The following is a 15,867-nucleotide window of genomic DNA, read 5'->3' as shown; positions in this document are numbered from 1 at the left end:
CATGAAATACGGTATTCTGATGTGACAAAACCTGAATCCTGGTCGTTAAAGTGTTTGTTTACACTCATATTTTAACTGTTAGGACTCAGGTTTTTTTATTTAAAGCAAACTATGGGACAGCAGTGGCTTCGGCTCGCTTTTTTCTTTCTGGACTTTTGGGTTCAAGCGCTTTAAATGGCAACGTGCTGTGGGGCATCCAGATTATGTAATGCAGTCAGGATTTCATCGGCATGATTGCAGATAATCAGCTTGGCGCGGTGCTGCGGCGGCAGGAAGCCTTCAGTCACGGCATGGTCAAGTTGGGCAATTAGCGCATTATAGAAGCCATTGACGTTATACAGCATCATCGGTTTTTGATGCTGGTTCAACTGGCCCCAGGTGGCAATTTCCAGAATTTCCTCAAAGGTGCCCAGTCCGCCCGGCAAGGCCACAAAGGCGCTGGCACGTTCGGCCATGAGGGCTTTACGTTCATGCATGCTGTGTACAATATGCAACTCGGTCAGACGATGATGGGCAATTTCATAATCCAGCATAAATTCCGGAATCACGCCTACAGTTTCACCACCGTGATCAACCACGGCATCGGCGACCTGACCCATTAAACCGATACTGGCGCCGCCATAGACCAGACCAAAGCCATTTTCCGCCAGACGGCGTGCCAGTGCCACGGCCTTTTCCTGATACACTGGTTTATTTCCAGAACGTGAGCCGCAATATAAAGCAATTAAAGGTTGTGTTGTTTTAGGAGAGGGGTGTTTTAAATTATCAGTCATTTTTACTACGCTATTCATGATTCTTGTTTCACCTTAACATGTTCTTTTTGTCTGCTCTAGCTTATGCAAAAAATATGACAAACAATGCCAGCGCCGTGCAGTGTGATTGCAAAGAATTGTTAAAGCATGCAGCACAACCGTGACCAGGCCAAAAAAAGAGTGATTCTGGCGCCAATCTTTTCTATACTGAAATTGTGTTTGACAACAATAGAACCGTCATGGGTAGTGGACACTATCGCACCATACAACAACAGCCGCTTTTAATCTCTTTTCTTTTTCCCTTTCATTCCCCAGGTTTTGAAACAGCCGGTCTTGGCTGTCGCACAGCCAAAACGATACTCGTGGAGCATCGCCCATGATTTTTGAATGGATGTCTGATCCAGCCGCATGGGTGGGTTTGCTGACCCTGATTATTCTGGAAATTGTGCTAGGTATTGATAACCTGGTGTTTATTGCTATTCTGGCTGAAAAATTACCACCGGAACAGCGTAACGCCGCACGGGTGGTCGGGCTGATTCTGGCTTTGGGCATGCGCCTGATTCTGCTGGCGTCAATTGCCTGGGTGGTGACCCTGACCAATCCGCTGTTCCATATTTTTGATCATCCCTTCTCCGGTCGTGATCTGATCTTGCTGTTTGGTGGGGTGTTCCTGCTGTTTAAAGGCACCATGGAGCTGCGTGAGCGTATTGAAGGCAAGCCGCAACTGAAAGAAGAAAATCCGGTACACGCCACTTTCTGGATGGTGATTGTGCAGATTGTGGTACTGGATGCGGTGTTCTCGCTCGACAGTGTGATTACCGCGGTGGGTATGGTCAAAGAGCTGTCGGTGATGATGATCGCGGTGATCATTGCCATTGGTATTATGCTCTGGGCCTCTAAACCGCTGATGGACTTTGTTAACAAACATCCAACTGTGGTGATTCTGTGCCTGTGTTTCCTGATGATGATCGGTTTCTCGCTGGTGGTGGAAGGTTTCGGTTATCACATTCCAAAAGGCTATTTATATGCCGCGATTGGTTTCTCGGTGATGATCGAGTTCCTGAACCAAGCCATGCGCAAAAACCAGGAAAAAATGGTCACCACCACTGACCTGCGTTATCGCACTGCTTCCGCGGTAATGCGGATGCTCGGCGGCAAACCGAACGGGCCGGAACCGGAACATCCAAGTCCGGAAGAAGTGCTGGCCACGCGTGCTTTTGCTGATGAAGTCTTTGCCGAAGAGAACAGCGTTTACCATACCGTGATGGTGCAGGGTGTACTCAGTCTGGCCGAGCGTCCGGTAAAATCGGTGATGACCCCGCGACCGGAACTGGAATGGCTGGATTTAGATGAAGACCAGGACAGCATTCAAGCCCAGCTGATGAATACCTCGCATTCACGTTCAATTGTGGTGCATGGCGAGCTGGACAATATTGCCGGGGTGGTGCTGACCCATAAGGTCATGAATGAATTTATTGAAACCGGTGTGCTGGATTTTGAAAAACATCTGCGCGAACCGGTGATTGTGCATGAAAATGCGCAGGTATTGATGGTGATGGAACAGCTGCGTCAGGCGCCGCTGCAAATGGCAATTGTACTGAATGAATATGGCTCGATTGAAGGTGTGGTCACCCCGATTGATGTACTGGAAGCCATTGCCGGTGAATTCCCGGATGAAGATACCCTCGACGCGGTTGCAGAAACCCTGGAAGATGGCAGCCTGATGCTGGATGGCTCGACTGATATCCGCCATGTCTCGTTATTGCTCGGTCGTGATCTGGTCAATGAGCTGGAAGAATATTCGACCCTGTCGGGTTATATCCTGTTCCATCTCGGCCGTTTGCCGGAAAATGGCCAACGTCTGTTGGCTGATGATCATATTTTTGAAGTGGTCACCATGGACGGGCATAAAATCGAGAAGGTGCATGTGCTGCCACAGCCGCCAGCCGAGTAGCACTCAGAATATTCCTGTTTTCCGATTCAGTTCCGTTAAAATAGCCTGCATTGTCAGGCTATTTTTTTGGAAAATATTTATGTCAGAACAGCCTTGTCCTTGTGGCGCTGGGTTTTATCACAGTTGTTGCCAGCCTTTGCATTTAGGTCAGCAGCAGGCCCAAACTGCCGCTCAGTTAATGCGTTCACGCTATAGTGCCTTTGCCTTGCAGCAGATTGATTATATTGTCAAAACCACCGCACTTGGTCAGCAGCAGGCTCTGGATGTGGCCGCTATTCGGGACTGGAGCAGCGCCAACCAGTGGTTAAAACTGGAAATCGTAAGTGCTCAGGAAAAGCTGGACAAAAGCCATGCCCAGGTCGAATTCAAGGCCTATTATCAGGATGGCAACCAGCCGCAGATACATCATGAAGTGTCGCATTTCGTCAAACATCAGGGTGTGGTATTTTCTTGATCCGACTACCGATCAGCAGATCACCATGAAACAGCCCTGTATCTGCGGTTCGGGCAAGAAATTTAAGCAATGTTGTGCGCAATTTTTATAACATTTGCCGTATTTTCGCTTATGATAACGCGCATCAATTCCCCTAGTGAAAGAAGGGCAGTTCATGTTGCTGTTGGTCATTTATATTATTGCCATTACTGCAGAAGCAATGACAGGTGCATTGTCGGCAGGACGGCGAAGCATGGACTGGTTCGGGGTGACCCTGATTGCCTGTGTCACCGCACTGGGCGGCGGCTCGGTACGTGATGTATTGCTGGGCCATTATCCTTTAACCTGGGTCAAGCATCCGGAATATCTGGTGCTGACCTGCGCGGCAGCCTTTGTCACCATTTTAATTGCCAAATGGATGCGCCATCTGCGTTCCATCTTCCTGGTGCTGGATGCTTTGGGCCTGATTGGCTTTACCATTATTGGCTGCCAGATTGCGCTGGAAATGGGCCACGGTTTTGTGGTGTCGGCAGTGGCTGGTGTGCTGACCGGCGTCTCGGGCGGGATTCTGCGTGATATTCTGTGTAATGATGTGCCGCTGGTGTTCCGCCGTGAGCTGTATGCCAGTATCTCTTTTGTATCGGTAATCTGCTATTGGGTCTGTATTGAAATTGGCCTGTCGCTAGAACTAACCGTTATCGCCACGCTGATTTTTGGTTTTACCTTACGTTTAATTGCGATCTATTTTGGTCTGGAAATGCCAAAATTCATTTATAAGGATGATGATGAGCAGTCGGCCTCATCCAAAGATGCCTCCTAGCCACAAATCTCCTATAAATTAAACGGCATGACCGCTATCCAGATAGCGGTCATTGTCTTTAAAATCAAAGCTGATTGCTGTTGTCATAACAATAACCAGGCGCGCCATCCGCGTTTTCCTCTCCACCCTGTCAGAGCGTTTATTATGGATCTAGTTTCTCGTGTACAACGCTTACCGATTGGTAAGTTTCACTATACCTTGCTATGGGTCATCGGACTGGGCTGGATGTTTGATGCCATGGATACCGGTTTAATCTCCTTTATTCTGGCCAAAATGGCGGAAGACTGGCAAATGAGCCCGGCAGAAAAAGGCTGGGTGGTGTCAATTGGTTTTGTTGGCATGGCCATTGGTGCGGTGTTCTCCGGTGGTCTGGCTGACCGGATTGGACGTAAAACTGTATTTGCCACGACCCTGGTGATTTATAGTCTGGCCACAGCGGCCTGTGCCTTTGCCCCAAATTTAAGCTGGTTACTGTTTTTCCGTTTTATTGTCGGTTTAGGGCTGGGCGGGCAGTTGCCGGTTGCGGTGACTTTGGTCAGTGAATATATTCCGGCGCATGTGCGGGGCCGCTTTATTGTGCTACTGGAAAGCTTCTGGGGGCTGGGCTGGCTCTGCGCGGCGCTGGTGTCTTATTTTGTGATTCCGACCTTTGACTGGCATATGGCCTTTTTAATTGGTGGCTTACCGGCGCTCTATGCCTGGGTCATCTGGAAAAAAGTACCGGAATCGGTGCCGTATTTAATTAACCGCGGCCGGGTCGAAGAAGCGCACAAACTAGTACAAAGTTTGGAACGTCGCTGCGGCGTCGAGGTGATTGAACAGCTGGAAGTGAAACCGGTGGCAGCCAAACAGAATATTTCCTTTGCCCAGCTGTGGTCGGGGCCATTTGCACGCCGTACCCTCATGCTGTGGCTGATCTGGTTCGGCATTGTCTATTCCTACTATGGCATTTTTACCTGGCTGCCAAGCCTGCTGGTCAAGGAAGGCTATACCATTGTGCAGTCCTTTGAATATGTGCTGATCATGATTCTGGCGCAGTTGCCGGGTTATATTGCGGCGGCCTGGCTGGTGGAAAAACTCGGCCGCAAAGCCACACTGGCCGGCTTTATTGGGCTGTGTGCGGTATCGGCTTACTTCTTTGGACAGGCCAGCAGCGTCGGCATGATCGTGTTCTGGGGTTGCCTGATGTCCTTCTTTAACCTAGGCGCCTGGGGTGTGCTGTATACCTATACGCCGGAACAGTATCCAACCAATATCCGTGCCTTTGGTTCCGGCTGGGCTTCGGCGGTGGGCCGTATGGGCGGTATTGTTGCACCTTTGGTGGTGACCCAGATGATGGTGATGCGCAACGGCTTTAGCTATGTATTTATGATGTTTACCGCGGTGCTGCTGGCCGTGGCACTGGTGATTGTGCTGCTGGGTGAGGAAACCCGCGGCAAGACCCTGGAGTCGATTGGTTTATAAGCAGCCGCTCATACAGACAATGCAAGATGCGCTGGCTATTGTGCCGGCGCATCTTTTTTATTTCTGGAATATGTTTTTCAACGTGCAGTCAGACTTGTGTATTTTTCAGTTGATTGACGCGCCTAAAATGGATATTTTTACGCCATAAGACATAAATTGTCGCAGAGTGTGATCGGCTACCCTTGTGCTGGCCGCGGCTGCGGCATAGCATAAGAACGTCAAAACTATAACGCATTAATTTAGGATTACAGGTTGTTATGACAAGCCTCGCGCATCATGCGACAGAAAACCGTTCCGTAGCAGAATTTACTGAACAAGCATATCTCAGCTATGCCATGTACGTGATTATGGACCGTGCATTGCCTCATATCAGCGATGGCCTGAAACCGGTACAGCGCCGTATCGTCTATGCCATGAGCGAGCTGGGTCTCAAGCCAAGCAGTAAACCAAAGAAATCTGCACGTACGGTCGGTGATGTGCTGGGTAAGTACCATCCGCATGGTGACTTGGCCTGTTATGAAGCCATGGTGTTAATGGCGCAGCCGTTTAGCTATCGTTATCCATTTATTGAAGGGCAGGGCAACTGGGGTTCACCGGATGATCCGAAATCCTTTGCCGCAATGCGTTATACCGAAGCCAAATTATCCGCATATAGTGACCTGTTACTGTCTGAACTCGGTCAGGGCACCTGCGACTGGCAGGACAACTTTGATGGTTCCCTAAAAGAGCCAGTGACCTTGCCGGCACGGGTTCCAAATATCCTGCTCAATGGCACCACCGGCATTGCCGTGGGTATGGCCACCGATATTCCGCCGCACAACTTGCGTGAAATCATTAAAGGCACCATCGCCCTGATCCGTAATCCGAATTTAAGCGATAGCAAGGTTGCAGAATATATTCCTGGCCCGGATTTACCGACCCGGGCTGAAGTAATTACCCCGCCAGATGAACTGTTAAAGATTCAGACCACTGGACGCGGCAGTTATCGCATGCGTGCGGTGTATACCATTGAAAAAAATGAAATTATTATCAGTGATTTACCGTATCAGGTCTCTGGCTCAAAAGTCATTACCCAGATTGCTGACCAGATGCAGGCCAAAAAGCTACCACTGGTGACCGATGTACGGGATGAGTCGGACCATAAAAATCCGACCCGTCTGGTGATTGTGCTGCGTTCCAACCGGATTGATGCCGATGCGGTGATGAGCCATCTGTTTGCAACCACCGATCTGGAATCAAGCTATCGGGTCAACATGAACATGATTGGTGCCGATGGTCGTCCACAGGTGAAATCGATTCGCCAGATTTTATTGGAATGGATCGAGATTCGTAAACATACCGTCACACGCCGCCTGCAATATCATCTGAACAAGATTGAAAAACGCCTGCATATTCTGGCCGGCTTGCTGATTGCCTATTTAGACATTGATACCGTGATCCGCATTATCCGCGAAGAAGATCATCCCAAAGCAGAGCTGATGGCGCACTTTGGTATTGATGAGATTCAGGCTGAAGCCATTTTGGAACTCAAGTTGCGCCATCTGGCCCGACTGGAAGAAATGGAAATCCGTCGCGAACAGGAAGAACTCGAGGCCAAAGCTGCCACAATTCGTGAACAGTTGGCCAATCCGGAATCATTAAAAAACCTGATTATTACGGAGTTAAAAGACGACGCCAAAAAGTTTGGTGATGACCGCCGTTCACCAATCGTGCAGCGCGCTGAAGCCACTGCCATTAATGAACAGGACATGCTGCCGGCTGATCCGGTAACCGTGGTGCTGTCTGAAGCTGGCTGGATTCGCTGTGCCAAAGGCCATGATGTCGATGCCGAAAACCTGAATTTCCGCGCTGGTGACCAGTATTTAAGTCACGCCCAAGGCAAATCCAACCAGCGTGCCTATGTGCTGGATGACACCGGACGCAGTTATGGTGTAGCCATTAACAGCCTGCCATCGGCACGTGGTTTGGGTGAACCGCTCAGTTCACGTTTATCACCGGCCAGCGGGGTCGGCTTTAAACAGGTGTTTGTGGCAGAAGATCAGGCTGAAATTCTGGTCATGAGCAGCAAAGGTTATGGCTTTAAAACCCAAGCCAAACAGCTGGATACCAATGCCAAAGCCGGTAAGGCTTTCCTGAGCCTGTCTGAAGGCGCCAGCGTGATGAATCTGCAAACTATTGAGCAGTTCAGTCATGTTGCGCTACTCAGTTCTGCCGGCCGTTTACTGATTGTTGATCTGGCAGAATTACCGGTGCTGAACAAAGGTAAAGGTAATAAATTGATACAACTTGAACCGAAAGATCAGATTGTATCCATGACAATGCTAAATTTAGATGAAATAATTCAAGTGTTTGCAGGACAACAGCAGTTAAAATTAAAAGGTGATGACTTGCAGAAGTATATCGGTAAGAGAGGAACCAAGGGACAGCTTTTACCACGGGGATATCAAAAAGCAAATAAACTGTTGATTCAGAGATAAGACTAGCGTTGTTTACATAAAATACGTTATATATGAATCGAATTCGTGAAAATGGATCCACTGCTGTACATAAACAAGCCAAAAAATGAAGTGCGGCAGTGTATAAAACAGTTGAATACTAAGGATTACTGATTGGAGAGATTGGCATTATGGAAAAAATTTGGTTTGAAGAATACCGAAAGACAGGGATTCCAGAAACTGTAGAGTTGCCACCGGAGAATACGTCACTGGTTGATATCTTTGAACGTAATTTCCAGAAGTTTGGTTCACGTGATGCCTTTATCTTTATGGATAAAGTGCTGACCTTTGCTGAACTGGAAGAAGCAAGCCGCAAATTTGCAAGCTATTTGCAAGGTCTGGGCTTGGCCAAAGGCACACGTGTTGCAGTGATGATGCCAAACGTTCTTCAATATCCAGTGGTGGCGTTGGGTGTATTCCGTGCCGGTCTGGTGCTGGTGAATGTAAACCCGCTGTATACCTCACGTGAACTTGAGCATCAGTTAAATGACTCTGGCGCAGAAGTGCTGGTGATTATTGAAAACTTCGCTTCAGTATATCAGGCGATTCTGGGTAAAACCCCAGTCAAGCACGTCGTGGTTGCCTCTGTGGGTGACATGCTAGGCACCTTAAAAGGTACGTTGGTGAACTTTGTCTTACGTTCAGTGCGTAAACAGATTCCGGCGTGGGACCTTCCGGGTCATGTCAAGTTTAATGCGGCCATGTCGAAAGCCAATATCAGCAACTACAAGCGTCCAAGCCTGACCCTAAGTGATACGGCAGTACTGCAATATACCGGTGGTACGACAGGGGTATCTAAAGGTGCAGAACTGACCCACCGTAACCTGGTGGCCAACCTGATGCAGTGTGATGGCATTTTCCAGAGCAAATTCGGTGCACAAGATGGCCAGCCAGATGACCGTATTTTCTGTGCTTTACCGCTTTATCACATCTTTGCTTTCATGGTGTGCGCACTATACGGCATGTACAAAGGTCAGGCGAACATTCTGATTCCTAACCCGCGTGATCTGCCTGCGGTGATGAAAGAATTACGTAAATACCAGCCAACATTCTTCCCTGCTGTGAACACGCTGTTTAATGCGCTTGTAAACAATGAAGAATTCAAGCAACTGGATCATAGCCGTTTAAAAATGGCGATGGGCGGGGGTATGGCGGTTCTGCCTTCTACTGCGGAAGCTTGGAAGAAAATTACTGGCACTAACATCATTGAAGGTTATGGCCTGTCTGAAACTTCTCCAGTGGCAACTGCAAACCCACCAGCATCTGAAGAATTCAGCGGTACGATTGGTATTCCGTTACCTTTGACTGAAGTTGCAATTCTGGATGATGACGGTAATGAAGTTGCACTCGGTGAGCAGGGTGAAATCTCAATCCGTGGTCCACAGGTGATGAAAGGCTATTGGAACCGTCCGGATGAAACCGATAAAGTGATGGTAAATGGCTTCTTCCGTACCGGTGATATCGGTGTTATGGATTCACGTGGTTACATCAAAATCGTTGACCGTAAGAAAGACATGATTCTGGTCTCTGGCTTCAACGTTTATCCTTCTGAAATTGAAGAAGTCGTGGCGAAACATCCAAAAGTACTGGAAGTGGCTGCAATTGGTGTACCAGATGAAAAATCAGGTGAAGTGCCAAAACTGTTTGTGGTGAAGAAAGATCCATCGCTGACCACAGAAGAAATTCTGGCATTTGCGAAAGAAAACCTGACCGGCTATAAACGCCCACGTTATGTTGAATTTATGGATGAATTACCAAAATCTAACGTAGGCAAAATCCTGCGTAAAGACCTACGTAAGACTGCATAAATTCTGCAATAAAAAAAGCGCCTAAGGGCGCTTTTTTTAATTCTCTTTTTTCATTAGCCAGCGGTCGAAGTAAGGACGTCCGACTCCCATCACCCCGAGGAAAATAAACATCGAACCAAACTGACGGCTAAAACCGGAGGAATGGAAGCTGCCATAACTTAAAATATTATCAATCAGGCAATACACCAGAATTACGGTCACCCAGTGCCATAAAGGCAGACGTTTAATTCCCACCGCATACAGGGCCACCCACAGCACCACAAAGGTAAACAGGGTCGACCAGATATTCAAGTTGGAACAGATGACCGTTAATAAAAAGGCCACAATGGGAATCACAATTTTTAAGGCCCGATCGACTTGCAGCTGATGCTGGCGCTGTTTTTCAAGTACATCGAACATTTCTTTTTGATCAGGATTGACCATCATGAATCCTACACAATGAATAAAAACACCCTATTTAACAAAATTTATGCTTAAAACACCATGCTATGATAAAGTTTTGAAGAATTCCGACGAGAAAAAATAGATGCAAAGTATTAGTGGAATCGTCTATCTGATTCTAATCGCCTGCCTGTTGCCTTATTTATTTGCAGTAATTGCAAAAATGGCTGGCGGCTTTAAATCTGAAGATAATCAAAATCCACGTTCTTTTTTAGCCAATACTACCGGTCTGGCGGCGCGTGCCAATGCTGCCCAGCAAAACAGCTTTGAAAGTCTGCCGCTGTTTATTGCCGCCATTTTACTGGCCGAATATATGGTGATTCCGCAGTTTATTATTATGACCTTTGGCATTGCCTATCTGGTGTTTCGTCTGCTGTACGGGCTGTGTTATCTGGCCAACTGGGCGACGTTGCGCTCGATTATCTGGTTATTATCGTTACTTTGCCCGATCTGTTTATTGCTGCTGGTGATTAAACTGACTGCGTGATTGCACAGCAAAATATCTATTTTTATGTCATGAATGTATAATCGCGAAGTCATTAATAGCCGAAACCCGTTATAATTGACGCGGTTTAAAAAATTTAATTTGTGAAAGAGTGATGCCATGAGCTACAGCAATATCCCAGCGGGTAAAGATGCGCCAAATGATATCTATGTAATCATTGAAATTCCTGCCAATGCAGCGCCAATCAAATACGAAATTGATAAAGATTCTGATGCGTTATTTGTAGACCGTTTCATGGGTACTGCAATGTTCTACCCAGCAAACTACGGTTATGTACCAAATACTTTGTCTGAAGATGGTGACCCATTAGACGTATTGGTGGTAACACCACATCCGGTTGAACCAGGTTCAGTAATTCGTTGCCGCCCGGTCGGTAAATTGAACATGGAAGATGACGGTGGTATTGATGCGAAACTGATCGCGGTACCGCACGACAAATTGACTCCAATTTACAAAGACGTGAAAGAATATACCGATCTTCCACCGTTACTGATTCAACAGGTTGAACACTTCTTTGCCCACTATAAAGATTTAGAGCCAGGCAAATGGGTGAAATTGACCGGTTGGGAAGGCGCAGACGTTGCCAAAGCTGAAGTATTAAAAGCGATTGAAGCTGCAAAATAATACGGCTTTTCCCCCCCCCCCTCACTGATCTGTCTTGTTTAGTGAGGACGTCATAAAAAAACCTGCACAGTGTGCAGGTTTTTTTGATTTAAACCATCGTCAGGACATTAGAATAATTTCACCGGGATGTCTAGGAATAAACGCCATTCATTGGTGTCACCAATGTAGCTTCCTTGGTATTCATCACTCGCACGGTAGTAAGAATGACGTACACGTAAGCTGGCATCTTTAGCAAAACCAGATTGAACGGTGTATTTCACCTGGTTAAAGAATTCACGTTCAGTCGCGTTATCCACTACGAGTTCACGAGCAACAATAGCTGAGTTTGGATCAGCTGGATTTGCACGTACTGCACGGTTTGCATCAATATCCCAACCATACACAAATGCGCTGGTCCAGTTCAGGCCAGGAACACCGTATTGATCAAAGTTTAAAGAATATTGAAGCTGTACAGATTTCTCATCGTTACCAATGAAATCAGACAGGTAGGAGTTTGGCATATAAATGGTTTGGCCACCATCTGCAACACCCGCACCCAGGTTATAGTCATAACCTGCATTACCTGTATTTTGCTGGTATGCCAACATGATGTTGTGTGGACCAGTGTTATAAGCGGTTGAAATCGCCCAGATCGAGTTCTGGAATTTATCATCAGCCGAGCCAATATAAGAATACAGGCTGCCATTTGCTTCACGATCCCAATCAGTGTGGTAACCGCTAAAATCAAAGGTCAGGCTGCTTTGGTTTGCCAATGGAAGCTTATAGTTAACATTGGCATAGTGACGCTCTAAACGGTCTTTATTGTCTACACCAAAATACGCTGTATTCAGCTGATCATTCACCTGATAACGTGCACCCCACACAATGGCACGATCTAAATCATTTTGATCGGTGGCAATCTGGTCAGAGAACTGGTTTTTGGTAAATTTACCGGCAGTTAATTCCAGGCCATCAATTTCACGGCTCGTGGCTAAAACACCAGTGAAATATTCTGGAACTAAACGCGCCGTATTGCTGGCCAATACCGGCAGGTCTAGAACTTGGGTACCATAACGTACTTCAGTATTGGAAATACGTGCTTTGACATTGACACCACCACGAGCCCATTGGTCATATGGTTCGCCATTGTTGTCATGTGGAATCATGTTATTGCCAGCGTTGTTATTGCTGCCCAGTTTAAATGACCAGTCGCCTACGGCACCGACACCCACGCCTACAGTGCCTTGGGTATAACCAGATTCAAGTTGAACAATTGCGGTTTGTGCATAAGAGCTTTGATCTTTTACACCGTTAGTTTTGTCACGGTGAATAAAACCAGTACGGAATAATACCGAACCTTCTGCACCTTCAACAAAACCTTTAGCTTCGCTTTGCTCGCTGGCAACAGCTGTAGAAATTAAAGCAGCTTGTACCAGTACTGCTAATGTTAATTTTTTCGCGTTTAGCATTGGGAGAGAGCCTCATCCAGAATGTTATGTTTCAATTTGTTTAAAAAGAACCCAGAAACCGGAAGAATTTTATAGGGAATTTGTAAAAAAGATACCGTTTTATCCATTTTTCTTTGAGAAAAATGCAAACGCTAGCGTATACAGTTTCAATCCTTGCTCTTGTAAAACACCCTTCCTGGGTCATATTGCAGAAAATTTGCTTCTCAAAACAGGAAGGCAATTTTCGCGCTTTAATGTACTGTGTTTATACTTTTTATTCAAAAAATAATTTGTGATTATGCGGTTTTAGACAGTGTGAAGATGTGGAAAATTTGGCACTTTACAGGGAGTAAAACGTACATACAAGATTTATCTCGCTGAATTTTTTATGCATTTCGTTGAAGCTATGATTAGAACTATCTCATGAATCAGTGCATTTTAGTGGAATGCAAGATTGCACTTTTTTTAAGCAGCAAAAAGCTTTTGAATGATTAAGCGACTCAAAATAGCGCATGATGTAAGCAAATATAAATGATCTGGTTTATCTCCCAACGCAGCGAAAGGATCAGCACATCAGTGGGATTGAAAAAGTATCATGCTGTTCTTAAGTTTTTATCTGATATTAAAAGTTTATATAAAATAATAGGTTGAAACTAGTTAAAAGAAAATTGAAATTATTCTTTTTGAACAGATGCCAGTGTTGGCATAGGGATTGCTATCTCCTGTGTGAGTGAAACAAATACACAAAAGCATTGAAATATGCAGCAGGGGATCAAACAATGAAATTTTCTATCAAAACACTTTCACTGGCGCTTGTTGCCGTAACTGCCAGCTTCAGCGTGGCTGCAGCAGAAGACTCTTCGGCATCTGCTTTATCGTTTAGCGGTACTGCAGCGCTGACTTCAGATTACCGTTATCGTGGTCTGACCCAAACCTTTAATGATCCTGCAGTACAAGCTGGTTTCGCACTGTCACATGCATCTGGTGTATATGCCGGGGTGTGGGGCTCGAATGTCGATTTCGGCGGTACGGCCCATTTAGAGCTGGACCCATATATCGGTTATGCCACAACCTTAGATGGGTTTGCGAGCAAGCCATTACTGGATGTGGGCTTATGGTACTACGCTTATCCAAGTGAAAGTGATTTAAACTGGTTAGAAGCCTATGCAAAACTTGGCTTTAATGATGTGCTGGTCAAAGATGCCAGCTTGCTCACCGCAGTGAACTACAGCAATGACTTTTTAGGCGCAGATTTAGATGCCTGGTATTTCAATGCTACCTATAGCGTGCCTTTTGGTGCGACCGGTTTTGGTGGAGTGGCGGCTTTAGGCTATACCGTGGCAGATGAAGAGATTTTTGGTGATGATGACAGCTATGTGGACTGGAAATTGGGCGTAACTTATGCCTTTGCCGGTGTTGAAGGCTTAACTGCAGAACTGGCTGCGGTGGGTTCAGATATTGACTATGGTCCAGGCACACCAGATGTGGTTGAACGTGGCGTAGAAACAGGCGCAGTCGTGACATTGACCAAGACATTCTAATTTAAGACTTCACATAAAAAAATAGCCCATTTGAAATGGGCTATTTTTTTATACTCGTTTTTAATGACGCGTTTTATGGGCTGGGCTGCGCCCGATAAGACAGCGCTTCCGATAAATGAGCGGTCTGAATTTCGCTACTTTCGGCCAAATCGGCAATACTGCGCGCCACCCTTAAGACCCGATGATAGGCGCGAGCCGACAGGTTTAAGCGCTGCTGGGCCAGATCCATCATGTTCTGTGCTGGAGTGGCTAAGGCAGCAAACTGTTCCAGCTGTTTTGGACTTAAGTTCATATTCAGCATACCTTGGCGTTGCATTTGCCGTTCATAGGCCTGAATCACCCGCTGGCGAACCGTATCTGAGTTTTCCACCGCAGTTTTATCATGTAACTCATGGGCCTGTAATGGTGGTACATCAATATGCAAATCAATCCGGTCCAGGAGTGGGCCAGAAATCCGGTTCTGGTAGCGTTTAATACTTTCTGCGGAACATTGGCAGCGAATATCCTGATTAAACGCATAGCCACACGGGCAGGGGTTCATCGCGGCAATCAGCTGGAAACTGGCCGGAAAGGTAATCTGCCGTGATGCCCGGGAAATTACAATTTCCTTGGATTCCAAGGGCTGCCGCAATACTTCCAGCACTTTACGGTCAAACTCCGGCAGTTCATCTAAAAACAGCACACCTAAATGGGCCAGGGTAATTTCGCCCGGTTTTGGATGTGAGCCACCACCGACCAGCGCAATCGCTGAAGCGGTATGATGCGGGGCGCGAAATGGCCGCTGTCCAAAGCGATGCGGGGTATTGGCAATTGAATAAATACTGGCAACTTCAAGATTTTCCTGCATATTCAGGGGCGGCAAAATACTGGCCAGACGTGAGGCCAAGAGAGTCTTGCCTGTACCGGGTGGACCTTTAAAGAGCAAGGAATGGCCACCGGCAGCGGCAATTTCCAGGGCACGCCGAGGTCGCAGCTGTCCTTTGACATCCGCCAGGTCAAAAGCATAGCGTTCCAAGCGGGTTTCCGAGCTTGCTGCAAAAGGCTGTAGGGGCGCAGCCTGCGCCAGATGCTCACAGACCTGTTTCAGATGACTGGCCGCAAACACCTGAAAGTCGGGCAATTGTGCGGCTTCCTGTGCATTGGGTTCCGGTAATACCAGTTGATGGCCGGCCGCCTGACAGGCAATGGCAATACTTAAAGTGCCGGTGACCGGGCGTAACTGGCCATCCAGCGCCAGTTCACCAATAAATTCCAGGTTTTCTGCGGCCTGTTCGGGCAATTGTCCGGAAGCAATCAGAATGCCTAAGGCAATCGGTAAATCCAGACGTGAGCCATCTTTGGGTAAATCGGCCGGGGCCAGATTAATGGTCAAACGTTTGGTGGGAAACTGAAAACCACTGTTAATAATGGCCGAGCGAACCCGGTCTTTACTTTCACGGACCGCGGCTTCGGCCAGACCGACAATGGTTAAGGAGGGCAGACCCTGACTTAAATGGACTTCAACTTCAATGGACGGGGCATTCAGTCCAAGCAGACCCCGCGTATAAATTTTGGCAAAAGACATTGTTGTTATGTTCCGTTTTGGTGCGTTATTTTTGGTCGT

Annotated in this window: 12 protein-coding genes and 1 pseudogene; 9 read left to right on the top strand and 4 right to left on the bottom strand. The window is 46.9% G+C overall.

The features are described from left to right. Window positions 1–170: 170 nt before the first annotated feature. A complete protein-coding gene (locus FTU50_RS09890) occupies window positions 171–791 on the bottom strand; it encodes a TIGR00730 family Rossman fold protein (RefSeq protein WP_005181508.1) in 621 nt (206 codons plus the stop codon). A 337-nt stretch (window positions 792–1,128) separates the two neighbouring features. On the opposite strand from FTU50_RS09890, the gene FTU50_RS09885 reads away from it, so the two are divergent. The 6 genes and pseudogenes from FTU50_RS09885 (at window position 1,129) to FTU50_RS09860 (ending at window position 9,726) form a co-directional block, all read left to right on the top strand. After that, a complete protein-coding gene (locus FTU50_RS09885) occupies window positions 1,129–2,706 on the top strand; it encodes a TerC family protein (protein WP_180062689.1) in 1,578 nt (525 codons plus the stop codon). A 79-nt stretch (window positions 2,707–2,785) separates the two neighbouring features. Then, window positions 2,786–3,251: pseudogene (locus FTU50_RS09880) on the top strand (YchJ family protein). 63 nt (window positions 3,252–3,314) lie between these two features. Further along, complete coding sequence (locus FTU50_RS09875) at window positions 3,315–3,959, top strand: trimeric intracellular cation channel family protein (RefSeq protein WP_005181518.1); 645 nt, start codon at window positions 3,315–3,317, stop codon at window positions 3,957–3,959. A 144-nt stretch (window positions 3,960–4,103) separates the two neighbouring features. After that, a complete protein-coding gene (locus FTU50_RS09870; protein ID WP_104505595.1) occupies window positions 4,104–5,423 on the top strand; it encodes an MFS transporter in 1,320 nt (439 codons plus the stop codon). 257 nt (window positions 5,424–5,680) lie between these two features. After that, a complete protein-coding gene (gene parC, locus FTU50_RS09865) occupies window positions 5,681–7,900 on the top strand; it encodes a DNA topoisomerase IV subunit A (protein WP_180062690.1) in 2,220 nt (739 codons plus the stop codon). A 149-nt stretch (window positions 7,901–8,049) separates the two neighbouring features. Beyond that, window positions 8,050–9,726, top strand: a complete 1,677-nt coding sequence (locus FTU50_RS09860) for an AMP-binding protein (protein ID WP_180054870.1) — start codon at window positions 8,050–8,052, stop codon at window positions 9,724–9,726. A gap of 36 nt (window positions 9,727–9,762) precedes the next feature. On the opposite strand, the gene FTU50_RS09855 is transcribed toward FTU50_RS09860, so the two are convergent. Continuing rightward, window positions 9,763–10,149 carry a hypothetical protein gene (locus tag FTU50_RS09855; RefSeq protein WP_016659719.1) on the bottom strand — a complete coding sequence of 129 codons (387 nt, stop codon included), beginning with the start codon at window positions 10,147–10,149 and terminating at the stop codon, window positions 9,763–9,765. Window positions 10,150–10,252: 103 nt separating this feature from the next. Between FTU50_RS09855 and FTU50_RS09850 the strand changes: the two genes are divergently transcribed. Together FTU50_RS09850 and ppa are read left to right on the top strand one after the other, a co-directional pair. Further along, window positions 10,253–10,654 (top strand): MAPEG family protein, encoded by a 402-nt coding sequence (locus FTU50_RS09850; protein ID WP_005181530.1) that lies wholly within the window; start codon window positions 10,253–10,255, stop codon window positions 10,652–10,654. Window positions 10,655–10,771: 117 nt separating this feature from the next. After that, on the top strand, window positions 10,772–11,296 hold the full coding sequence (gene ppa / locus FTU50_RS09845) for an inorganic diphosphatase (protein WP_005181532.1): 525 nt from the start codon (window positions 10,772–10,774) through the stop codon (window positions 11,294–11,296). A gap of 107 nt (window positions 11,297–11,403) precedes the next feature. Here ppa and FTU50_RS09840 read toward each other — a convergent pair whose 3' ends face one another. Beyond that, entirely contained in the window at window positions 11,404–12,744 is a 1,341-nt protein-coding gene (locus FTU50_RS09840; protein WP_163143147.1) for an OprD family outer membrane porin, read from the bottom strand. A gap of 758 nt (window positions 12,745–13,502) precedes the next feature. Here FTU50_RS09840 and FTU50_RS09835 point away from each other — a divergent pair. Further along, a complete protein-coding gene (locus FTU50_RS09835; RefSeq protein WP_180054872.1) occupies window positions 13,503–14,264 on the top strand; it encodes a TorF family putative porin in 762 nt (253 codons plus the stop codon). Window positions 14,265–14,337: 73 nt separating this feature from the next. On the opposite strand, the gene FTU50_RS09830 is transcribed toward FTU50_RS09835, so the two are convergent. Next, entirely contained in the window at window positions 14,338–15,828 is a 1,491-nt protein-coding gene (locus FTU50_RS09830) for a YifB family Mg chelatase-like AAA ATPase (RefSeq protein ID WP_127801552.1), read from the bottom strand. Window positions 15,829–15,867 lie beyond the last annotated feature (39 nt).

It is taken from the genome of Acinetobacter sp. YH12112, assembly GCF_013418945.1.
In the GTDB taxonomy this organism is placed as follows: Bacteria; Pseudomonadota; Gammaproteobacteria; order Pseudomonadales; family Moraxellaceae; genus Acinetobacter; species Acinetobacter indicus.
This window is presented reverse-complemented; position numbering and strand designations above follow the sequence as displayed.